The organism is Sphingobacterium sp. UBA1897 (genome assembly GCF_002337775.1).
In the GTDB taxonomy this organism is placed as follows: domain Bacteria; phylum Bacteroidota; class Bacteroidia; order Sphingobacteriales; family Sphingobacteriaceae; genus Sphingobacterium; species Sphingobacterium siyangense.
Genome location: NZ_DDGR01000023.1, coordinates 279580 through 301460 on the forward strand (window position 1 = coordinate 279580; position 21881 = coordinate 301460).

Consider the following 21881-nt stretch of genomic DNA (forward strand, 5'->3'; position numbering starts at 1 on the left):
AAGGAATGAACCAATAAGTATCCATGCATATAATTAAAATATATGTATCGGTGTTTTTAAGAATTGGGTAGAATTGGGTCATTTTTCAATGACTATTTCCATAGGACGATTGCTGGCGAACCGCTACGGGCTTATTTTACAGTTTTTTGTACAATAACAGAAATTTTGTAGTTACCCCGTAGCGTTTGTGTCCCTTGTTCCTTGTTCGGATAAGGAGCGATATCTTGTAATGAAATGGTATATCCGTTGGTATTGGCAGTTCTTTGATAGCCTCTATCCTGTAAATCTATTGTAGCGAGCTTTATGATCGTGGGTTTGGTTGCTTTTTCTGCGATCTCAATTTCTGCTACTGCAACTCCAGACCAAATACAGTTGACGCCTTCAGGGCAACGGCTATCTTCTGAAATACCTTTAAATTTGATCTTGATCGGATATGCTCGCAATGATTTTCTTTGTCCCTCAGCTAAGGATACACTTTCTGTCTCTTTTTTATTTGCAATACTTTCCTTTTTCGTTGCACAACTTGCTAGTGAGCAAATTCCTAGTCCAATAATAATCGTTATATAATTCCTCATCTTTGCCGAAATAAAACTAGTGTATATGTTATCCGGTTATTACTACCAAAATTAAGCCATATTTAAGAGGTCACGCTAGTATTAATTGCCGTTTATACCACTGTTTGTTACGCTTAATAGTGCTAAAATCCTATTTGGATCATTGCTGTGGCTTTTGGGCAATTATTGCTGTGATCCATTTTCATAATGATATGATTTTTCAGGTTCGTCACAGCTCGTAAAGAATAAGCTGGTTTTAGCTAGTTTTGATTTATGGAATCTTTCATCTTGCAGAAAGGACAGACCCTGCCGGATGTACTTATTTAAATACCGATCGTCTTGCTCAGGATTTCCTGCAAAAAAAGCTTCATTGTCTGATGCAAACTTGCTGATATATCTTTTGGTGACAGGATCTAAAATGTACTGTTCGAGGTCAGGGTAAAATATTGTGTAATGTGCATTGCTAAATATTTCCGTGGGGTCGATATAGTTTGTCTGATCATAATCCTTCTTCATGGTCAATATTTCGTTCCAATGCTCTTGATTTGAACCGTCTTGATTTTCTCTTAAAAAACCTCTTTCTCCACCATAATTGGAGAGCCTGATGGCTAATTTATTACCTTCAGCCAAATATAGGTAAGCGCTGAAATTTTGACGTGCACGTTGGGGCTTGTTATAAGCAGCTATAAAATCATTGAATTTTCCTTCATTGGTATACTGAAAGACTTGATAAGTGCTATCATCTTCCATATACTGACTTTGTACAGTAAATTTAAGCGATTGAACTTGTTTGGATTCCTGATGAACAAAAGGGGGGCTGAAACAGTTTGCCTTGTCATTGAAAACCCGATGTGTACTGTCATTATCAAATTGTACATAGGTTTTCCCGCTTTCAAAACCTGCCAGATTGAAACAAGTACTGTCTTTGAAGTTAGCATTGTGACGCCCATACAGTTGAAATAAAGGGGCTTCATCCGGATAGAAAAGCAGGTAATCTTTTTCAAAAACATAGGACCCGAAAACAGATGTAGCATAACCATATAACAGAAATTTGCCATCTTCAAAAAGACAAATTCCGCTATTACCACCATACTGTCCACTGATTGTCTTTGCCTTATCTTTTCCGCTTGGAAAATAGTGCGTGACTTGCTGTGCTTTACTATTTGTTACCATAAGGATAAGACTAATTAAGCCTAGAATTTTTTTAATGAATGACGTGCTTTTACTTTCTTTCCGCATATCTTTTGTTGTTTATCAAATTTAAACCATTGCAACACTGGTTCAATGGTGGTATTTACAATCCGTGCAGGCATTTTACGATTCGCCGAAACCTGTAAGGGGGCAAACTAACACATATCCTCTCGCTTGGTAAATTAGTGGTTTTATCCGTCGTATTTTCAACTTACATTAACATTTTTTTCCACCTATTAGAACAAAATATACCCCCACTTAGACCGCCGGTTCGAATATCTTTGATTCTCGTCTGATGAACACTTCGCCTGCTTTGAATGTTCATGGAAATTTATGATGATTTTATAGCCAATAAGATAAATAGATGTCAACACTAACCCGTATAAATGCATATATGCATCTCAAAAAACATATTCGAATGAATGTAATTGCAGATCTTGATATGAGTATTTTCTATTTTAAGAAAAGACCTTTCATCGTGATGGATTTGTCAAATGAAAAGATATATTTCAATGATAGTGGATTAGAATGGTTACGTTCAGAAAAACAAATAGAACAGCCTGCTCAATGGACTCGGAGTAAATATCTTCCCTCCAAAAATTGGGTGGGACTAGCTGTTAATAACGAAAGAGATGATTTGATTATCCAGTTAATTGATGAATTTTATCTGGCGACATGTGATATGCTATTGATAAATCCAATTTCTAAGGGGAGTTCTTCTTGTAAATTAAGCTATTAGATAAATTTTAGTAAATCTAACTGTGTATACCAGGTTAGCCGAAAATGAAAACTACAAGCTGATTATCTGGCCTAATTAAGTTAAATTGATCCCGTTGTAGTGGGACTACTAGTGGAATTTAATAACCAAAAACAGGAATTGAGCAATGTAAAACATTAGTAACAAGTGCTATCCGCATATATACAAAGGTGTATTAGGTATTTTAACCTGTTTTATAGGTACTTTAACTTATTTTATTTTAGTTGCTTTTTTTTCTGATTTTTAATATCCATCTTTAGCTCATTATAAACGTGAAATTTGAGTCCATTACACAACCTTTCTGAAGAAACATTGATTCTTTTGTTGAAAAAGAAGAATCAGCAGGCTTTTAGTTATCTTTATGATCACTATGCCACTGCGCTCTTTGGTGTGGTTTGTCGTATAGTGGCCTCAACTGAGCATGCGGAAGAAGTCATACAAGACGTATTTGTCAAAATTTGGCGACACATCGATGTTTTCGATGCCGAAAAAGGCCGTCTTTATACCTGGATGATTAACATTGCCCGTAATACAGCCCTCGATCATCGAAAATCAAAATTGATCGTAAACGAACAGAAAAACCAACCGCTTTCAAATATCGTAAATAGAGAGGAAGAACAAGATCAAAGTCAGGGCGAACTACATACGAAAGCAGATTTTATTGGATTCAGAAATATTTTAGATAAATTGAAGCCTGAATGGCGTATCTTGATTGAAATGGCCTACTATGAAGGATATACACAACAAGAAATAGCCGAACAACTTGATGTTCCGCTCGGAACGGTAAAAACCCGTACCAGAGCAGCATTTATACAGTTACAACAATTATTAAAGGAGTACCGTTAGTTTTGGATATTAGAGCATACATATCGTCGGGGATTATTGAATCGTACGTTTTGGGACTGGCTTCTGAAGAGGAAGTGAGCATCTTGAATTGTATTCGAAAAAATAATGTCGAAGTGGAACAAGCCATCATCGAAGCAGAAATTGCACTCGAAGAGTTGGCTGATAGCCAAGCGATGGAGATGCCTATGCAGTTCAAACAAGATATATGGAATAAACTCCTAGCGGAAAATCTGGTGCCAAGCGAAGATCAGGAAGTCAACGAAGTACTCGCACCCGCCTCGACAGACCATAACGAAGTAATTGCTATCGATGCCGACAAGAAAACGCTCGGTGCTCGATCTTACACATGGACGGTTGCCGCGAGTCTATTGTTAGCGGTTAGTATTGGTGCCAATATTTTCTTATATCAACGTAAACAGGATACAGCAAATAAGTTAAATCAGACAACGTCCTTACTTGATGCTGAACAAGAAAAACTCACAACCTTACAGGATAAATGGACCCTGGTTCAAAATCCAACTATAAAAACGATCCCTCTTAAGGGAGTTGAGCATACACCCGATTATCGTGCCTTGGTATTTTGGGATCAGGCATCAAAGGCAGTTTATCTGAGTATCGAACATATGCCTGTTGCACCTAAAGGAAAGCAATATCAGTTGTGGGCGATGGTTGACGGTAAACCTGTTAATGCAGGTGTTTTTCCATTGGACTCAAAAGGAGACTCTGCAAGTAAGATGCTCGATATTCCCCATGCTCAGGCTTTTGCCATTACACTGGAAGATGAAGGCGGCAAAGATGCGCCAACGCTCAGTGCATTATGTGTGATGGGGAGTATATAAAAAAATGCCCTGATGGGATAAACCGATCAGGACATGCTAAAAACAGGTAAACTACGTCTTTTGTTAGGATTTTATAAATAAACCTGCAATATTAAGTACAGCTTCTGCAGTTAAAGGTTCGTCGAATGACTGAGTTGCCGCATTGGTCGAAATTTTCCCCGAGGCACCTGGCAAAGTCGTAATATCCACTCCCGCTTGTGTCACATTATTTTCGCCTGCATATACCGGATTGACAACAGCTCCTATACCACTGTCATTGCTTCCCGTAATCCAAGGTTTTTGATTGGCGGCTCCACCTCCGCGGGCACGGCGCATTTGACGGATATGGGAGGCATGTCTTGCTTCAACCGAATGGATCTGCAGTGCGGCAGTCAGTACAACTCGATTGCCAAGTAAAATTCCCGCCTGGCCTTTATAAGCTCTTACCCCAGTATCTTCAAATGCTTGTGCGACAGCTAAAAATGTATCATAGTCACTGAAAACATTGCCAAAAGTGCCACCAGCAGTAAAATCAAAGGTTGGTTTTGAAACAGCTTTATTGCCCAATACTTGTTTAAGAAAATTCACATGTGCAACTTCATGGTCACGAATGGTGGTTATCGCACCAAGTGGTTTACCTGTGGGGATAAGACCTGCTTTGGCAACACCCATTGTGTAATATTCTGCTTCGAGATATTCCAATGTCAAGGCATAGTTGAGTACACCATTTACATCTGTGGGCGCGGTCGCACCGTATGCTTTTTTAAAGAGTTCACCTATCAGAAAGGGCAGGGCAGCCAAGGTTACTTTTTTACTCATGGAAGCCAAACTTTTGATTGCTTCACGGCGAGGGCTGATACGATCGCTGAATTCAGGATCTACAGCATTTATTTGTTCAAAAACGTTTAAAAGATTCATGATAATCAGATTTTGGGTGAATTAATAGGTTGGTAGATCACTAACATCAATCTTGGACTTAATAAATGGTGCAGCGGCACTAAGCACTACGCTTGGACTCTTTGCGAGATCAAGACCATTTGAATCCACGACTTCTTGATTGGCAAAACTGCCGTTGTCGATCATATCCCTGACCCAAGCAGCGTGTCGTGCTTCAACGGAAACAATCTTACCTGCCAATAGTAAATAATTGACATCTTTGATTAGCCAACCAGCACCATTGTAGGCCGAAACACCAAGGTCTTCAAATGTTTTTGCTGTTGCGAGTACTGTTTCACGGCTACTGAAATTGACGCCAGCTAGGTTAAATTCGAGACTTGAAATGGCTTTTGCACCCAAGGCCACTTTGAAAAACTCACGGTGAGCGATTTCATGATCACGGATATCGGTGAAAAAAGATTTTTCCATATCCGTCATACCGCTATAAGGATTATTGACTAACTGGATGTAGAATGCAGCTTCAAGTTGTTCAAGTGCATAGGCGTAATTTAGGATAGCAATGTCGCCGCTGCCAAAATACATGCCCTTGCCGCCGTTATCCATGCCATCATCGCGGTCTTTTTTACAGCTCGACATACCGAGTATGGCTAATGTCGCTGCGCTGGCTCCTGCATATTTTAAAAAGTCTCTTCGTCTGAGATCTCTTTTGTCCATGTCACTATTGGAGTTCAATAGTGTTTCGTTGTGGGAGGTTATCTTTTCCATAACAAAAGTCTTTTAGTTTATAATTTTTTCTCTGTACTTATACCCATCTACGACTTTTTGGAAAGCTTGGATTTCACAAGTTCATTTTTTTTTAAAATATATTCGCTCACATTGAAAAATCAAGCGAAAAGAAACGCTCTAGCTCATTGTTTATGCACTTTTAGTTTTATAGTTTATTTTTTTATTTAAAACTATTTTAGTGTAGCGGTGTTCATGTTTATATTTTATTATGCTATTACCGCTGGTTTTCTACTTTTTACTGTAGACTCAGGAAAGTCAATACTAAATCCAGATTAGTTGGGCATTGGAATGATTAAATCAATCGTTAGAAGATTAGTGAAATATTATTTATACGCTAGAGCAAGCTAGACAATAGGACCTATAAAGATTTCGAAGATAAAACTAATAACGAATACAGGCTTTTGTATGAATGCTAAATTGTTGCCTACAAATGAATCCGATCGAATCCGTGTGTTGCATGAGTACGAAATTTTAAATACTGCAACAGAGGAAGAATTCGATCGCATTACAAAAATTGCATCGCTTGTATGCGGTACACCTATCTCATTGATCTCGTTGGTGGATAAAGACAGGCAGTGGTTTAAGTCGCGCGTTGGTTTGGAGACTGAAGAAACCATACGGGATGTATCTTTCTGCCAGTATACCTTGGAAGAAGATCAACTGATGGAAGTTGAAGATGCTGAAAAAGATGAACGTTTCAAATCCAATGAGCTTGTTACCCGAGAACCAAATATCCGTTATTATGCTGGTTTACCATTAATCGATCCCAATGGCTATGCTTTAGGTGCGCTATGCGTTATCGATCGTGTTCCAAGGCAGCTCGACCAGCATCAAAAAGAAATTCTAACCCTTCTCCGGGATGAAGTTGTCGCGCTTATTGTCAACAGAAAGGAGAAAGAAAAGTACAGGGAAAGTGAACAAAAGCTGAAAGCATTTTTCGATAATTCTCAGGGGCTTATGTGTACCCATGATCTGAAAGGGAATTTCATCACCGTCAATGATGCTGGAGCCAGGATCTTAGGCTATACGAGAGATGAGATTCAGACTTTATCTCTTTTTGATATTGTTCCATCGGAGGGGCACAAGAATTTACAGGACTACCTGGACGCGATTGTTCGGCATGGAACAATCAAAGGAGAAATGCGTACCATGACTCGTTCGGGTGACATGCGTATCTGGATGTTTAACAATATTCTGCAGGCCAGTGAGAACAAAATACCTTATGTGATTGGTAATGCAGTAGATATTACAGAACAACATTTTCTAGAAAAGAAGCTTAAGCATGCACAGGCGACATTGATGCGGACTGGAAGGGTAGCTAGAATTGGAGGCTGGGAATATACGCCTGCTGATGGGAAGATTGTTTGGTCCGAAATTACGAGAGAAATTCATGAGGTACCCGAAGACTATGAACCAGAGCTGACAACTGCGTTACAGTTCTATAAAGCGGGAGCAAGTAGAAATAAAATACGGACTGCAATTGAACAGGCACTCGCTACGGGAGAAGCTTGGGACTTGGAACTAGAGATTGTCACCTTCGCTGGTCATGAACTGTGGATACGTGCGTTGGGAAATGCTGATTTTGAAAATGGTCATTGTGTCCGTTTATACGGTACCTTTCAGGATATTGATAAGCGTAAACGTATCGAAGCAGAGTCTTCAAATTCAAAAAAACTACTTGCAGAAGTGTTGGATGCAACCTCTGCTGTCGGTATTATTGCGACCGACAACGCAGGTGTAATTACATTGTTTAATACAGGGGCCGAAAACCTTTTGGGATATCGTAGTGAAGAAGTGATTGGTAAATTTGGTCTTGCACACTTTCATTTAGAAGAGGAGCTCGTGTTGAGGACGAAAGAACTGGAGGTCGAATTGGGACGTTCGGTAGATAAACTTCGTTTCTTTGTAGATATGGCAGAGCTACACGGTGCTGAACAGCAAGAGTGGATCTATTGTCGAAAAGATGGATCTCAATTACATGTTTCCTTAGCAGTTACACTTATTAGGGATATTAATGACAATGTCATCGGTTATCTTGCGATTGCGACAGATATAAGCCGGATTATTCATCAACGCGAGGAGCTGGAAAAGGCAAAATTAGTAGCCGAGCAGGCAAATGCAGCAAAATCACAATTTTTGGCAAATATGAGCCATGAGCTTCGTACACCGCTGAATGGCATTGTTGGCTTTACCGATCTATTGCTTGGAACAGCACTTGAGGATACGCAAAAGGAATACCTTACGATCGTTGATCAATCCGCTAATTTATTGCTTGGCATCGTAAACGACATTTTGGACTTCTCTAAAATTGAAGCCGGCAAATTAGAACTGGAGATTGAACAGACCGATCTCTACGACTTGGTTATTCAGCTGACGAACTTTCTTAATCTGCAGATCAAAACCAAAAATCTAGCGTTTTATCTGAATATCGCTGCCGATGTACCGCATTATATCTGGGTTGACGCCCTCCGCATCAAGCAAGTATTGATGAATTTATTGAGCAACGCCACAAAATTTACCGAGAAAGGAACCATTGAACTAGGCATTACAGTAGAATCACATGATGCAGAACATGCTGTTCTGTGTTTTAGTGTCAAAGACACAGGCATAGGCATCAAAGAGGATAAATTGGAGCGGATATTTGATGCATTTACGCAAGAAGATAACTCGATGACTAAACGTTATGGCGGCACTGGTTTAGGACTGACGATATCGAATAAACTGCTTAAAATGATGGACAGTGAATTGAAGTTGGAGAGTACTTTTGGTGTAGGAAGCCGTTTCTTTTTCAACATTCATGTGCGTTCTATCTGGGAAATAAATGAGTGGCAGGAATTGAAAAAAATAAAGGATGTACTCGTTGTAGCCGAGGAAGAATCTGAACGAAATGCCTTGGCTCGGATGTTATCTTTAAAGAATATTGATAGCGTACAGGCAAAAACTGGATTTGAAGTATTACAGATGTTAAAAGGAGGACGCTGTTTTGATGCTATTTTGATCGACAATCAATTGCCTATTATCAGTGGTATCGAAACAATAAAGAATATTCGCGAAAAAAAATTTAATAACAATTTTGAGCACAACATAATTCCCATTTTTAGTGTTGAAGAGCAAGACATAGAGCTGCTTTGTCACTCTCTGGCTATAAATTGCTGGTTAATCAAACCTGTCAAGCCTGAAGACCTGTATTCTGTTTTAATAAAGAGTATTTCCGTTTAACTTTAGGCACATGGATAATTTTAATGGTATGATACAAAGGAAGTTCAAGCTTTTCATAACCTATTCAGAGAGCTGCGCAGGATGTTTAGTTCAATAGATTTAATAGGGATGAGTCCGATTGAATATCGTGCTCATCGCTATTAAATTTAATAAAAAAGGGCCGATCTTATTAGTTATTACAACTTAAAATATCCTTTTTTATTGATCTATAGTTTTTGGAATCGTTTAGCAAAATCAATGGCAAAATGATTTAATTGGATCTTACCATAGATAGGCTGACCCTGAATTTCAAAATCTTGTTGTAATTTTCCTGCACGAATTGCCTGCCCCATCTCTACATAGAGTGATGCAATTTCTGTTGGAAGTCCCGCCTTTAACATATCGTCCAAAGCTTGTTCGTCGGTAAATTCAATCCATGGCAGGTTTGGATTACCAATAGCAGCTCCCAATGTGTGGGCAATTTCTGCTCCTGAAACATAATCGCTAACAATATAACGCACGTGATGTCCAACTTCTGAATTTTGGAGCGCATCGGCTGCGGCAGTAGCAATATCTAAGGGATCAACCAATGGAATTTTTATTTCTGCAGGGAAGTTTGATCCTTCAATACCTGCGTTTTTGATTAATGGAATATCGTTATAAAAATTCGTGTAGAAATATCCGGCACGCAAAAAGGTGATATGAACATCGCGTAGTGTTTTGTATATCTCTTCAATTTGGTGCAAACCGCGAATTGGTCCTGTTCCAGCATCAAAATCAGCTCCAACGCTGCTTAACATCACTATTTTTTTTAAGCCAGCCGACTTTATGGCTGTCGCGTAGGCTTTTCCTGCATTTGCGGTATTCTCAACAATATGTTGGCCACCTAAATTGGGAGGAGTCATCAGAAAAGCAGCATCTGCACCTGAAAAACTCGCGGTTAAAAAAGGAACATCTAAGATAGAACCAATAAGCGCTTTAGCGCCCAAATGTTCAATTTCGCTCGCTCTTTCAGGAGAACTGCTGATTACACTTACCTCATGACCTTGTTTGATAAGAATATCGACTAAATGTCTGCCTATATTTCCTAAAGAACCTGTTATTGTAATTTTCATCGTTTAATTTTTTATATGTGATAATACAAAAGTACATTTGTACTTTCTTTTAAGGAAGTACTTACCCTATAGTAAGTATGCTAAACGCATAAACAAGACAATCATGACAGCAATTAAGGAGACATCGACGATTCAGGAAAACAAAAAAATTGCAGCGGAATTATGCCCTGTAACTTTCACAATGGATAAGATCGGCGGATATTGGAAACCAATTATTATTTATCATCTGTCTACGGATTGTAAGAGATATAGTGAACTTAAAAAATGTATCCCTGCAATTACAGAAAAAATGCTTATTCAGAGTTTAAAACAATTGGAAGCGGATGGATTGATCTTAAGGGAGGCAAGACCTGTTGTCCCACCTTTTGTGATCTACCGATTAAGTCCGGCAGGGGTAGGTTTATTTCCTGTTATTCAGGCAATGGCCAATTGGGCACTTGAAAATCAATAATCATTTACCGTTTTCCTATCGCTATTAAAGATAAGATGGTTTGACCAATGCAGGTGCTTTTCGCCAGGATATGGGTTTAATCTAATGTGATTTTTGTCATGTGTTTCCATTTCTCAGGTTTTATTATTTCCCTGTTTGGAAAATACGACCTATGTTGGAGGCAATGTTGAATACTGACTAATGTGTCAATTTTTTAATAGCCCCTATAAGCTAATTTTTAGAAACAAAAAACGCTTGAATCGGGGAAATTCAAGCGTTTTAACTAACCAATTATAAACCTAAATTATGAATCTATAGTATTACATTTTTTATGCCAGTTCAGTTAATATGACAAAATTGCAGTCCCACCTTGTTTAGTCTCCAAATCGGTAGCTCAGTGACAATAAGACTTTCCTGTTGTCCGGAAAGTCAGTATAAAATACCTTAAGATCTCCATATTCACTAACCAACTGCGGGTTCGCATTTCTGAGCAGGCCATTTGCGGTCAGTTTTATCATGCCGCGATCTCCAAACATTTTTTTCTCCGCGGCGACATCTATACCATACCTTTTATCCGTTCGGGAAGGTCCTGTAGTAATTCCCGATCGATAATAAAATGCAATTTCGCTGCGAAATCCATATTTAAATTGTAGCGTATGCCGGCTGTTCGCTGTCCAGCTTGAGCCTTTAGAATCTAGGTTTACATTTCCAATTTCTCCGGAATAGTTGTTGTAAAATGCATTTACATAGTGGCTTGCTGTCCACCATGTTCGTAACGTTTGGTTATACATTACACTTGCGCTATAGTTCATATAGCGCCCGATGTTCTCTGGTTTCGACAAGTTTTCACCAACTTTATCGCCTTGGCGGATAATCCAGTTGATCATGTCACGTCCGTATGAAATACCTAATGTGGTGAACAATTTGTTCCTATAGCCATGACCGATTTCCGTAATATAACTTTTTTCGGGTTTCAAGTCAGGATTTCCCTCATTGTAGCTATAGGCATCTTCGTAAATTCGAAATACGTTGATGTCATGATCACCCGGTCTTTCGATACGGCTGCTAAAGGATGTTCTCAACGTATTTTTCTCATTTAGATGATATAACAATGATCCACTTGGAAACAGATCAAAATAGCGCTGGTCATTTTTTTTGTTCAACGTGACCTGATTGGCGTTTATAAATGTATATTCTCCCCGCAGGCCAGCCTGATATTCTATTCGTTTGTATTTGCCAGAGTAGATGGCATACAACGCTTCGATATGCTGCGTGTATTGAAAGCGGTTTGAGGTTGCATTGTCCTGTATCCATTTGCCGTTATCCAGTAGTGTATTTATGACATCGTTGTTGATAAAGAAATACGTTCCTTTCCAGCCGAGCTCAATTTTGCTTGAATCTGTTAACGGTTTACTGTAGTCAAGCCTTCCGGAATAGGTCGTATTGCTCAGATCCTGAACATTGGTCCTCCCTGTTGAAGATTTCGTGTTTGTTTGCAAATTAAACTGATCGGTTTCAAACCGGTTATTATAGTCGTTTCCGTGTGGAGCAAAGTCAAAGTTGAATTTTAAAAAGTGATCTTCTCCTTCGTATTTATTAATATAATTGATATTAAATGTCCAGTTTTTAAACGACTCGTCAAAACGGTTGTTACTGATTGCATGCGCTGTCTGAATATTGGCTGGATAATCCCAGGTATCCATCTCGATAGATGCATAGGGTTTATAATTGCCCGTCATCCAATGTACACTTCCATCCAAAATTCCGCCGTCCGAAAATTCATATTTTGCCCCAGCACGAACACTATGAAAACTGGCATCATCTAATTTCTTACGTTCGTGTTGTCTCTGAAAAGAGGTTAAATTACCCTGGTTAAAAAAACTTCTTTCTGTAAGATTATGACTATTACTCCGATCATAGCTCTTATTTCCCTGCAAGTACATATCTAGCCCATTCATCTTGTAGTGTAATCCACCGCCCAAACCACCATAAAATTGTCGGCCCTGTCCAGCTCGGATAAAGGCATCGCCCCCAAAGCCGGCCTTTGCATTTCGCTTGGTCACAATATTAATTATGCCGGCAGTTCCCGCGGCATCTTCACGTGCCGAAGGATTACTGATCAGTTCCAATTTCGATACTTCGGATGCTTGCAGTCCGCGTAAAATACTGGCAAGCTGTTCACCGGAAACATACATATCACGGCCATTAATGCGTACGTTAGCACCTGCGCGACCCTGAATTGAAAAATTTCCTTTCCCATCCGAAACAAGACCCGGTGTTTTCTCCAATAATTCGAGGACATTGTTGCCTTCAGCTAATACACTTCCTTCGACATCAACTACCATTTTATCGGCATACTGACGTACACTAGCTTGCTTTCCAATAACATGTACGGTTTCCATCCGATGTTCAACTGGTTGTAAAAAAATGGGGGGCGCTGTGTGTTCGGTTCCAGCTAACTGGTATGCTCGACTATGTACTGTTGTGTAGCCGATTGAACTATAGCGTATAAGATAATTTCCATTTTTAGGCGTATGCAGTAGAAATGAGCCATCCTTAGCTGCATCTGCCTGCATGATCAGGGAAGAATCAGCCAAGTGTAAAAGACTGGCTGTGGCACCTTTGATTGGATGCCCGTCTTTGTCAAATATTTTTCCAGATAACTTTGTTTGCGCGACAAGTCCAGTGGCAGCGCCTGAAAGTAATATAGATAATAATGTAGATTTCGTCATAATAATCGTGTCCCTTGTCCTCTTCGAGAAAGAACCGGTTTAAGCATAAATTAAATAGTAGTGATTCGAAAACCTAAAGGTTTGTGGATTTTGGACGGAAACGAATCGGTGGTTTTCGTATTGTTGTTTGTATGTTCGTATTTGATACGTCCATTTCTTCCCCGGTATGCGATTCCCTGCCCAATTTATTGCGGCCTTTTTTCTTTCCCCATTTGCGATTGTACCATATAATAAAGCCTGTAATAGGAAGTGTACCTGCAATAAAGGTGAGTACAAATGCCAGCACTTTTGTCGGGAATCCCCAAATTGACCCTACATGAATATCGTAATTGAGTCTTCTGAATTTTTCACCTGCACTTAATTCTTCAAAATCCTTGTTGAACAAGGAAATGTTATTGGGTAGAAATGCCCCGGTATACTGATCGAATGAATAATAGCGATTGTTATACTGTCGATCCATGTCATTGCGAATATAGACCGAAATCGTAGCATCCTTTTTTTCCTTGTCTGGATAGGTGATTGTCAAGTAGTGTGGATCTTTATATTGGGTTAAAATCGTCTCAATCTCGCGATCAAAAGCTGTCGAAAAAAGGGTTATTTGACCAATTTTTGTAGAATCGGATTGAACAGAAGTTCTTTCGGCTAGCGGCGTTCCCCAGTTTGTGGACCAATACAAGGCTCTGTTAAACCACTCGATACCATAATACATTCCAGTTATGGCCAATAATAGAATCAAAATAAAAGAATAAAAGCCAACCACATTATGCAGATCCAAATTAATTCTTTTCCAACCAGCTTTCCATTTGATCCGAAAGCTTTTTTCCCGAGTTGATTTTGTCCATTTTTTGGGATACCACCAGATCAATCCTGTGATTAAAGTAATACTAAAGACCAAGGTTGCATAGTTTACAATGGGGCGTCCAATTTCTCTGGGAAGCCACAGAAAACGGTGTCCACTCAGCGTCCATGCAAAAAAGCTGTTCAATTTTTCTCTTAACTGCGCTTCCTTGGAATTGTCTTCTGTTTGCAAACCTAGGTATTGGCCTGTATATGGGTGTAATAGATGCACCTGCGCGTTTGCTTTTGAACTAGCTTCTTTGCCTTTGTCCTCTTGCTCCTTTTTTTTGAGGGTAAAGGAAATGGGGTGATCCCGGGTATAGGTGATGCCCCTTACTACAGCATTAGGATAGAGTGAGTCTGCTATTCCGACGATCCTTGAGGGCGAAATCAAGGACTGGCTGGAAGCAAGGATATATTGCCTTTCTTTTTTCGGGATAACAAGATCGATAATCTCATGGTTAAAAACCCAAAGGCAGGCCATCAGGCAGATCACAAATACAATACTACCTGAAATTAATCCCAGCCAAAGGTGCAACCAATTATTGATCTGCCTGAACAGCGAATTATTTTTCTTCTTTCTTACAGCCATGTCCACATTAGTTTACGGCAAAACTCATAGAGCTTGCGCGGCTATACTCTTCAAAGTCTTGTCCTGTAACTTTTTCCCTTTTCGATACTTCCGCAAAGTATTTACCAGTCCATTCTGGCGTGAATTTGATTATACCCTGGTCATTTGTCTGCAGCCATTTAATCCATCCGCTGGGTGCAATGATCTGAACAGCTGTATTTGCTGCAGGTTTACCTTTTTCGAATAAAGTCAACGACAGCTCTTTTTTATTTTTGGAAACTATATTGTTCGTAAAGACAAACAATTCATTTTCGATATGGGTTGCTGTATTTCCAATAGTGGAATTTCCGACTTGGATTGTCGCTATCGCATTGATCTGATACTGTGTTTTGGCTCCTTCTTTGCGATCTGTATCTTTTTTTAGGGTAATGTGGTATACGCCCTCTTGGTCAGGGGTGAATGAGGCCAATAAGTGATCTTCTTGAGCAGTTGTTATCAAGGCGGCTGTGCTTCCATCAGGTTTGATCAATGTCAACGTAATCTGCGTACCATCTTTATACCACCACCATTTTGAGATAAGTTCATGTTCATCGGGTTCACCATAAACGATTTTTACCGTATGGAGCTTTCCTTTGGTTCCTTTCAGCGAAGTTTCAATAAAGACAGCATGTGCCGAAGCTGACAGCACAATAAAAAATGTGAAGAGGTTAATGAGTATTGTTTTCATTTGATTTAAACTAGGAGTTATGTTTTAGAAATACCTAGATTCGATTTTACACGTTTCATCATCGAGTACTCGAGTTTTGAAGGTGTCATCGACTAGGTATTTCCTAAACTTAGTGGCGTTTTATTTAAGCTTGTTCAAGTGATAAACCTGTGTAATTCCTGGATCGATCTCGGCACCGCGTTTTACCGAATTTTTTGCTGGATCGTATTCATACACATACCATTTAGACTCATCTGTCTTGAATACATCGTACAATTTTCCATTTTCCATAAAGTTCATCGTTGTTTTAGATTCTCCACCACCAACTAAAATCCGAAGATCTGCAACAATCTTCTTATTTGCCGGATCGACCACAAATGGACTGATGTAAACCTTGCCATCGCCTAGTTTTTGAACTTGTGAAATGTTGTTGCTGAAAACGTTATAGTCTTTCAAGTCGAAGAAATAATCTGGATCGAACGTAGTCTGGCCTGCCTTGATACGCAGTAAACCATAGGTAGCAGCATCCGTCTTTTTGGTTACGATATATAGATCATTGTTATCATCTGTAAAAGTAAGTGTCTGTACTTCCCAGTGTCCCGCAGCAAAGCCTCCTCTGCCATCTTTTATAATTTTCCCATTCGCTAAACTCGGATAATCACACACATACATGTAGGCCGTGTCTATGATATCTTTACGAGTTTCATTGCTTCTGTATTTGTGTCCGACAAATAATTTGTCGCCTCTTTGTGTGAAGCTCGTCGGTACGATATATGGATTATGATCTTTTCCTTCCGGAGTTTTGGGATTAAAAGTGATCATTGGAATTTCTATACCAATTGTTTTATTGATTGTCATATTGTTGATGTTCATAAAATAAATCGGTTGTTCCAGTACATTTTTCACTTTATTGGTCGTACCAGCTGTTTTAGTCATGACCATTTCATCTTTTGTGCTGATATCTTTTAGGACTTTTCCCAGATAGAAATTTCCGGGGAAAGCGTAATTGTTCGTTTCTTTCCAAGATTTACTATTGACTACTTCAAATTGACTAAATCTTGTTCCATCATTTGACAGGTAATATTTACCTTCATAGGCATAAGCGTAAATGGCATAGAATGCTGCTGGTAGGTGAGAGGTAATATCGATTCCTTGATTGTTGTTCGGAGTGAGCAGGGTATCTTTCATTAAATTATCTGCGGTAAGCAGGTAAGATGAACCCGCTGCGGTCGTCACCCATACACTATATAAGCTATTTGAAGTCGGTGTAGTTTCATCAGGTGAAGTGGTGTCAGGTGATTTCTTGCAGGAAGAAAATAACACAGTCGCAGCAAATATTGCGATGGCGAATTTATTGATTTTCATAAAAATATATATTTATTTGTTTTTTACATAATGGATAATCTCAGCTTGACGTAGAATGCACGTCCAGGTCGTTGCAGTCGAAAATTGTCGTATGCTCGTTCATCTGTTAAATTTCTAGCCTCAAAGGATACATTGTATTTGTTCCGGTCCCAAGCGTAACTAAGTACCGCAGAATGGATATTTTGGGAAGGGATGAGATCTTTGGATTCAAGTGATCCCAAGTATGATTCTGTCAGATAAAACCAGTGCGTGTATTGATATAAGTAGGAGAGTTGCACTCTGCTTCCTTGCTGAAACCAGTTATTCTGGATCAGGCTTATATCAGCGTTTCCATAGATCCAAGGGCGATTAATGAGTTGTTTGCCATAAGTGAGGCTAATTTGTTTATTGTCTGAATCGTCTGTGTATTTTTTGTTGTAAGTAGCTTTATCGTAAGAACCATTCAGGGTAACTGCTAAAAGATCTTTAAAGCCATATTTGACTTCGGCCTCAAAGCCGTAGAGCTTTACTCCAGGTTCGTTATAGCTTTGAAAATAGGCATTTCCATTCTGCATGACCGCACGGCTGGTTATATAGTTATCTGCCAAGCGATAGAAACCTGTTAAATCGACATTCAGAAAGTGATTTTGATTAATATACGTATTGTAGTAAAACCCAGTGTTGATATTGTCACTCCGTTCGGGCTTTAAATCCCAGTTGGATGTTGTATTGATACCGTCACCATAAAGAGCCGTCATAGAAGGTAAGTTGTATGCTCTTTCATAAGATAGTTTCCAACCGCCATCCTTGGTTATCCTATACCGTGAGGCTAAACTCATGCTGTAGTAATTCCCTTGCTTTTTTTGACTGATTATCCCACCGCTGATCAAATTGTTGTTTGCATCAAAGGTGCGTTCGTCAATATCTTTTGAGGCATTCATGCGGTAATATTTTACGGCTAAAACATTTGATAGGCGCTTGTCAAACCATTGGTTTTGCCATGACAAACCCAAAATATGTCGGCCCAAGTAGGATGGCAAACCAGACCGGTCATAATTGCCAATCAGTTCATATTGTTTCTGATCGTTGCTATTGAAATTGTAATTGAAATTTAAACTCTGATTACGCGCTTCATCAAAGTCATAGTTTAGATTTACGCGCGCGAGATAATTTGACAAATTATACTTTGTATCTTTTTGGGGATTCGGGGTTGTGGCATTGTAATTCGAGATCCAGTTTCCGGACCAATCGTAATTGTACATAGCTGTATCCCGCACGTAGCGGGTATCGTAGCTATAGCTTGTAAAAATATCTGCGTATAGGCGATTGACCAGAAAATTGCTTTTTTTGTAGCTCAGGGTTGGCATCAGATATTTACTTTCAGACCATGCTCCGCCAAACACTTTGCTAAGTGAGGCACCAAGCTGGTTTTCTTTGTGATTTTGTGAATAGGTCAGACCTGCATAGAACTGATCAGCCCAGGATACATCGCGAAAACCGACCTCCAATTGTCCCATGGCTGAAGTGTAAGCATCGTTAAAACGCTTGGCTTTGGGGATGGTGACATACTTGTTGTCGACGGTGTTCTCGATAAGAACGTTGTACTTTTCGTTAGTATACATGTTATAATCATTGTCGGAATGATTGTAAAATGCATTCATCCGGAAGGAAAGTTTGTTTTTGGGATTGGTAAATGTGCCCACGACGGCCGCTTGATGAGTATTGAACGAGCCGTAGGAATAACTCAGATCCAGATAAGGTCTTGCTCGGCGCTTTGTAATAATATTGACAGCACCCCCGAGCGCATCGGAACCCAAAAAAGCAGGAACAACACCTTTGTAAACTTCGACCCGATCAATCAGATTGACAGGAATATTATTTAAGGACATCGATGACCCAAAGTTTTCCATGGGAACACCGTCAATATAGATTTTTGCATCGAGCCCGTTGATACGGAATACAAAGTTGGAGCCTAATCCACCATCTTCACGAATAGTAACTCCTGTGGCGCGCTTTAAAACCTGTGTTAAATTGGCAGCTTCGTTGGCATGTTTATTCATGTCAATGACACTGACATTAAAGCCCGATCGCTTTATTTCCGCTACTTTCTGCTCATTTTCAGTTTTCCTATGTGCTGTTACGGTTACCTCGTCGATATAATTGCGATCCTCGATAAGTTGAAAGTCCTGAATATTTTTTCCGTTTAGAGGTCGCTCTTCGTAGTTATATCCCACCGCAGTGACACGTATGATGGCCTTGTTCGGGATATTCGTATGTAGCTTATAATATCCATCTACATCGGATGAGGTACCATTGACCTGATCTTTTAGAAGTATTGTTGCACCTGAGATTGGTCTTCCAAAATTATCTTTGACAAAACCTGAAATAACGTTCTTTTGGGAGGTCTGGGCCTGTGTAAATACGGTAAAAATTAATAAGAGTAAAAAAGTAGATGTTGACTTCAACATTTTTATTTAGATTAAGTATATACAAGAGAGTTGCCTATACCGATCACTTACCGAATGTTGATTTCAGCTATTTTTTTTGAAAAATATGCAAATAGTTGATTATGAGCTTTGTTTTTTTTGAAGAACTATAGATTATTTTTTCAAATAATCCATGCGTACAATAAAGTTTGTACTATTGGGGAGTTGGATCCCCTTGGAGATTTCTTTTGTCTGCAAATTATACTTCCATACACGATGCTCATCATTTGCATCATCTATCGCTATATAAACATCCTTTTTGTCACTCCAGACATTCTCTTTTTGGGTACCTTTATCCAATGGGAGCGGAATTCTTTCGATGGAACCAGATTTTAAATCCACCAGTCTATATTCGAACTGATAAACTGCGTGATAATTGGAAAAATCGGTGTATAAATTCTTCTGTTCATTGCGAACAATCGCCTTTCCGTTGCCCACATACCAGATCCCGTATGCATGATTACCAATTGCCTTGGAAATATTGATCATAAAGTGCTGATCGACGAGCTGCTGCCCTTTCTTCTTTCTAAAAATTGCTGTTGGAAGCCTTAAATTATTGCCCAGCGCTATGCCAGGATTGGTCATGAAATAATAGTCCCCTAATTCGTCTTTAAAACTATAGGATTGTATGATGTTGAAGCCACCGGGATAGGTCGAACGAGTTTCTTTCTGAATTTGTTGCAATGTAAAGCTAGGATAGTTTATTGTGGCGTAATAGGTCGTATCAGATGTGGTATGTCCATATTTCCCGCGTGATTTGAAGAAGGAATAAGCCAGCCAAAGGTTATTGTTTTCAATATCAACAAGCCCGAGGTGTAGTGCGTTATATTCTTTTGTTGCAAAGGGAAGTGTGATGGTATCTTCCTTAATAATTTTCATCTCTGCAACATTAATCTGATAGAGTCGAGCCTGGGCTTTTTTTGCAATAAGATCCTCTCGACATAGCGCAATTAAATTGTTGTCATCCTTCCAGGTGATGGTTTCAAAGTCGCGATTTTTTAATTGTATACTGTCAATAAGGACCAAGGACGACCCCTGTAATCGGTGTTTTGTAAATACACTGGTTTGGCTTGACAACCGATAAAAGAAGCCATTTTTATAGATATATTCCCGTTCCTGAATTCGTGAGCTGGACAAAGGAATTTGTAAAGTCGGTTGTCGGGTATCCTCCAAACTTTCGGAGAAAAACAAACTGGTTGGGCTTTCATCTTTGTTGAACAGACAAAAAACAAAATCAGGATCTATGTTTTTGTTGGAAATTTGTTTACAAGAAAAAATAAAAGTTGCAAGGAAAGACAACAATACTAATCGCTTCATGTTTGCCTATTAAATGCTTTGAAATTGTTCTCTAATTTTAATCTGCATATTGGACGGGAGGAATGCCAAATCACTTTTTTGAAAAGCAACGATTTTACCAAAATCCGGAGAATCAGAAACAAAGTATTCTCGCCCGGCCTTAAATACAAGAACATTATGGTTGCTATCCACAAGCTCAAAGTCCCGTTTAGGTGTGATCATAAAGTCTCCGCTGAAGGTTAGTTTTTTATTGACCAAATCAATATTGGCCGTGCTATTTTTACTTAACTGTAAATCATAATGATCTTCGGTAAAGAGCTTGCTATTCTCAATTGATGTATTGGTAAAGGTATGATTATCCAGAGCAGGGGGAGATAGATAGAAAACAGAAAAACCGATTACAAGAACTGCGGCGGCGGCAGTAATTTTGGCCCAATGGAATTTTCTATATCGATATACATCGGCATTAATTTTATTCCACATGTCAGATCCAACTAGTTCATCGACATGGTTATTTTCCGCAATACTATCCCATGAATTATTATCCAACCATTTTTCAACCGCATGCTTTTCAGCTTCAGAGCATTCACCTGAAGCATATTTTTTAAGTATTTCTTGGTTGATTTCCATCTTTTGATAATCCACGTATATTCAAAAGTACAAAAAAGTAATTAATAGGAATCTCGCAATATTGATATTGCAATACTTTTTAAGTCTTATTTTGATAACTGACAATGCTTTACTGATATGATATTCGACTGCTCGCTCTGAAATAAGTAGATTTGTTGCAATCTCTTTGTTAGTTAACCCTTCGTCGCGACTCAGTTTATAGACATTTTTGCATTGTTTGGGTAAAGAATCAACAGCTTGATCCAAGTGATTTTTGAGTTCTTTGTAATAAATATAATTGTCTTCGTAAGATGTTGCTTTGCTATTTAAGATCAGCTCATGATGTCTTTCTTTATTTCCTTTATTCCGAAGAAATTCTAGCGATTTTAATTTTACCGAACGCAATAGATAACGCTCCGCATCCTGAAGTTCTAGCTGATATCTTCTTTCCCACAGAGATTTGAAGACATCTTGAACAATTTCTTTTGCATCATCTTCATTGTCTACACTTTTAAGCGCAAATGAAAACATTCTCTTCCAATACAGTTGAAAGAACTCTTCAAATTGTTGTTTGTTGATCTCTATTTTACGTACGGAGGTTTTCAAAGCACCCAAATATACACTCTATTTAGACTTGTTCCAAATAAAATGCAGTAATCTACTATCGCGCTACGTTGACTTAGTTGTTCTCGTGCTATCCAGCTGAAG

Annotated in this window: 18 protein-coding genes; 5 read left to right on the top strand and 13 right to left on the bottom strand. The window is 39.0% G+C overall.

The features are described 5' to 3' along the window. Positions 1-131: 131 nt before the first annotated feature. Both B4N43_RS14530 and B4N43_RS14535 read right to left on the bottom strand, forming a co-directional pair. Positions 132-575, bottom strand: a complete 444-nt coding sequence (locus tag B4N43_RS14530) for a hypothetical protein (protein WP_145330470.1) — start codon at positions 573-575, stop codon at positions 132-134. A 162-nt stretch (positions 576-737) separates the two neighbouring features. Beyond that, positions 738-1727: a preprotein translocase subunit SecD gene (locus B4N43_RS14535; protein WP_286735418.1), complete on the bottom strand. Its 990-nt coding sequence runs from the start codon at positions 1725-1727 to the stop codon at positions 738-740. 436 nt (positions 1728-2163) lie between these two features. Here B4N43_RS14535 and B4N43_RS14540 point away from each other — a divergent pair, with 436 nt between their 5' ends. From B4N43_RS14540 to B4N43_RS14550, 3 genes are all read left to right on the top strand, one after another. Next, entirely contained in the window at positions 2164-2484 is a 321-nt protein-coding gene (locus tag B4N43_RS14540) for a hypothetical protein (protein ID WP_157698554.1), read from the top strand. Between the two features lie 297 nt (positions 2485-2781). Next, positions 2782-3348 (top strand): RNA polymerase sigma factor, encoded by a 567-nt coding sequence (locus B4N43_RS14545; RefSeq protein ID WP_088162502.1) that lies wholly within the window; start codon positions 2782-2784, stop codon positions 3346-3348. Between the two features lie 2 nt (positions 3349-3350). After that, positions 3351-4187: an anti-sigma factor gene (locus tag B4N43_RS14550; protein WP_286735419.1), complete on the top strand. Its 837-nt coding sequence runs from the start codon at positions 3351-3353 to the stop codon at positions 4185-4187. 63 nt (positions 4188-4250) lie between these two features. Here B4N43_RS14550 and B4N43_RS14555 read toward each other — a convergent pair whose 3' ends face one another. Together B4N43_RS14555 and B4N43_RS14560 are read right to left on the bottom strand one after the other, a co-directional pair. Then, positions 4251-5084 carry a ferritin-like domain-containing protein gene (locus B4N43_RS14555; RefSeq protein WP_286735420.1) on the bottom strand — a complete coding sequence of 278 codons (834 nt, stop codon included), beginning with the start codon at positions 5082-5084 and terminating at the stop codon, positions 4251-4253. Between the two features lie 21 nt (positions 5085-5105). Further along, the gene (locus B4N43_RS14560; protein WP_153846490.1) at positions 5106-5828 is read right to left on the bottom strand and encodes a ferritin-like domain-containing protein; all 723 of its coding nucleotides are present in this window, start codon (positions 5826-5828) and stop codon (positions 5106-5108) included. 426 nt (positions 5829-6254) lie between these two features. Here B4N43_RS14560 and B4N43_RS14565 point away from each other — a divergent pair, with 426 nt between their 5' ends. Then, positions 6255-9068, top strand: coding sequence for a PAS domain S-box protein (locus tag B4N43_RS14565; protein ID WP_286735421.1), 2814 nt, complete (start codon positions 6255-6257; stop codon positions 9066-9068). Between the two features lie 206 nt (positions 9069-9274). Here B4N43_RS14565 and B4N43_RS14570 read toward each other — a convergent pair whose 3' ends face one another. Next, entirely contained in the window at positions 9275-10162 is an 888-nt protein-coding gene (locus B4N43_RS14570; RefSeq protein WP_286735422.1) for an NmrA family NAD(P)-binding protein, read from the bottom strand. 103 nt (positions 10163-10265) lie between these two features. Here B4N43_RS14570 and B4N43_RS14575 point away from each other — a divergent pair, with 103 nt between their 5' ends. Further along, positions 10266-10613, top strand: a complete 348-nt coding sequence (locus tag B4N43_RS14575) for a winged helix-turn-helix transcriptional regulator (RefSeq protein WP_145330478.1) — start codon at positions 10266-10268, stop codon at positions 10611-10613. A gap of 353 nt (positions 10614-10966) precedes the next feature. Here the strand turns inward: B4N43_RS14575 and B4N43_RS14580 are convergent, their stop codons facing one another. The 8 genes from B4N43_RS14580 to B4N43_RS14615 form a co-directional block, all read right to left on the bottom strand. After that, complete coding sequence (locus B4N43_RS14580; protein WP_286735423.1) at positions 10967-13324, bottom strand: outer membrane beta-barrel family protein; 2358 nt, start codon at positions 13322-13324, stop codon at positions 10967-10969. Between the two features lie 73 nt (positions 13325-13397). Next, positions 13398-14753: a PepSY-associated TM helix domain-containing protein gene (locus B4N43_RS14585; RefSeq protein WP_286735424.1), complete on the bottom strand. Its 1356-nt coding sequence runs from the start codon at positions 14751-14753 to the stop codon at positions 13398-13400. Positions 14754-14760: 7 nt separating this feature from the next. After that, positions 14761-15459 (bottom strand): DUF4198 domain-containing protein, encoded by a 699-nt coding sequence (locus tag B4N43_RS14590; protein WP_286735425.1) that lies wholly within the window; start codon positions 15457-15459, stop codon positions 14761-14763. 120 nt (positions 15460-15579) lie between these two features. Further along, on the bottom strand, positions 15580-16803 hold the full coding sequence (locus tag B4N43_RS14595) for a DUF4374 domain-containing protein (RefSeq protein ID WP_182330930.1): 1224 nt from the start codon (positions 16801-16803) through the stop codon (positions 15580-15582). 23 nt (positions 16804-16826) lie between these two features. Further along, on the bottom strand, positions 16827-19250 hold the full coding sequence (locus B4N43_RS14600; protein WP_286735426.1) for a TonB-dependent receptor: 2424 nt from the start codon (positions 19248-19250) through the stop codon (positions 16827-16829). A 132-nt stretch (positions 19251-19382) separates the two neighbouring features. Then, positions 19383-20585, bottom strand: coding sequence for a hypothetical protein (locus B4N43_RS14605; RefSeq protein ID WP_286735427.1), 1203 nt, complete (start codon positions 20583-20585; stop codon positions 19383-19385). A gap of 9 nt (positions 20586-20594) precedes the next feature. Beyond that, on the bottom strand, positions 20595-21194 hold the full coding sequence (locus B4N43_RS14610) for a hypothetical protein (RefSeq protein ID WP_145330494.1): 600 nt from the start codon (positions 21192-21194) through the stop codon (positions 20595-20597). A gap of 21 nt (positions 21195-21215) precedes the next feature. Next, positions 21216-21779 carry an RNA polymerase sigma-70 factor gene (locus tag B4N43_RS14615; RefSeq protein WP_232475587.1) on the bottom strand — a complete coding sequence of 188 codons (564 nt, stop codon included), beginning with the start codon at positions 21777-21779 and terminating at the stop codon, positions 21216-21218. Between the last annotated feature and the right edge of the window lie 102 nt (positions 21780-21881).

Bases quoted from the DNA above. Each gene is read 5' to 3' on its own strand.
- B4N43_RS14605 (WP_286735427.1), bottom strand. From the start codon at position 20,585: ATGAAGCGATTAGTATTGTTGTCTTTCCTTGCAACTTTTATTTTTTCT.
- B4N43_RS14555 (WP_286735420.1), bottom strand. From the start codon at position 5,084: ATGAATCTTTTAAACGTTTTTGAACAAATAAATGCTGTAGATCCTGAA.
- B4N43_RS14530 (WP_145330470.1), bottom strand. From the start codon at position 575: ATGAGGAATTATATAACGATTATTATTGGACTAGGAATTTGCTCACTA.
- B4N43_RS14565 (WP_286735421.1), top strand. From the start codon at position 6,255: ATGAATGCTAAATTGTTGCCTACAAATGAATCCGATCGAATCCGTGTG.
- B4N43_RS14580 (WP_286735423.1), bottom strand. From the start codon at position 13,324: ATGACGAAATCTACATTATTATCTATATTACTTTCAGGCGCTGCCACT.
- B4N43_RS14535 (WP_286735418.1), bottom strand. From the start codon at position 1,727: ATGGTAACAAATAGTAAAGCACAGCAAGTCACGCACTATTTTCCAAGC.
- B4N43_RS14585 (WP_286735424.1), bottom strand. From the start codon at position 14,753: ATGGCTGTAAGAAAGAAGAAAAATAATTCGCTGTTCAGGCAGATCAAT.
- B4N43_RS14540 (WP_157698554.1), top strand. From the start codon at position 2,164: ATGAATGTAATTGCAGATCTTGATATGAGTATTTTCTATTTTAAGAAA.
- B4N43_RS14610 (WP_145330494.1), bottom strand. From the start codon at position 21,194: ATGGAAATCAACCAAGAAATACTTAAAAAATATGCTTCAGGTGAATGC.
- B4N43_RS14590 (WP_286735425.1), bottom strand. From the start codon at position 15,459: ATGAAAACAATACTCATTAACCTCTTCACATTTTTTATTGTGCTGTCA.
- B4N43_RS14570 (WP_286735422.1), bottom strand. From the start codon at position 10,162: ATGAAAATTACAATAACAGGTTCTTTAGGAAATATAGGCAGACATTTA.
- B4N43_RS14600 (WP_286735426.1), bottom strand. From the start codon at position 19,250: ATGTTGAAGTCAACATCTACTTTTTTACTCTTATTAATTTTTACCGTA.
- B4N43_RS14560 (WP_153846490.1), bottom strand. From the start codon at position 5,828: ATGGAAAAGATAACCTCCCACAACGAAACACTATTGAACTCCAATAGT.
- B4N43_RS14575 (WP_145330478.1), top strand. From the start codon at position 10,266: ATGACAGCAATTAAGGAGACATCGACGATTCAGGAAAACAAAAAAATT.
- B4N43_RS14595 (WP_182330930.1), bottom strand. From the start codon at position 16,803: ATGAAAATCAATAAATTCGCCATCGCAATATTTGCTGCGACTGTGTTA.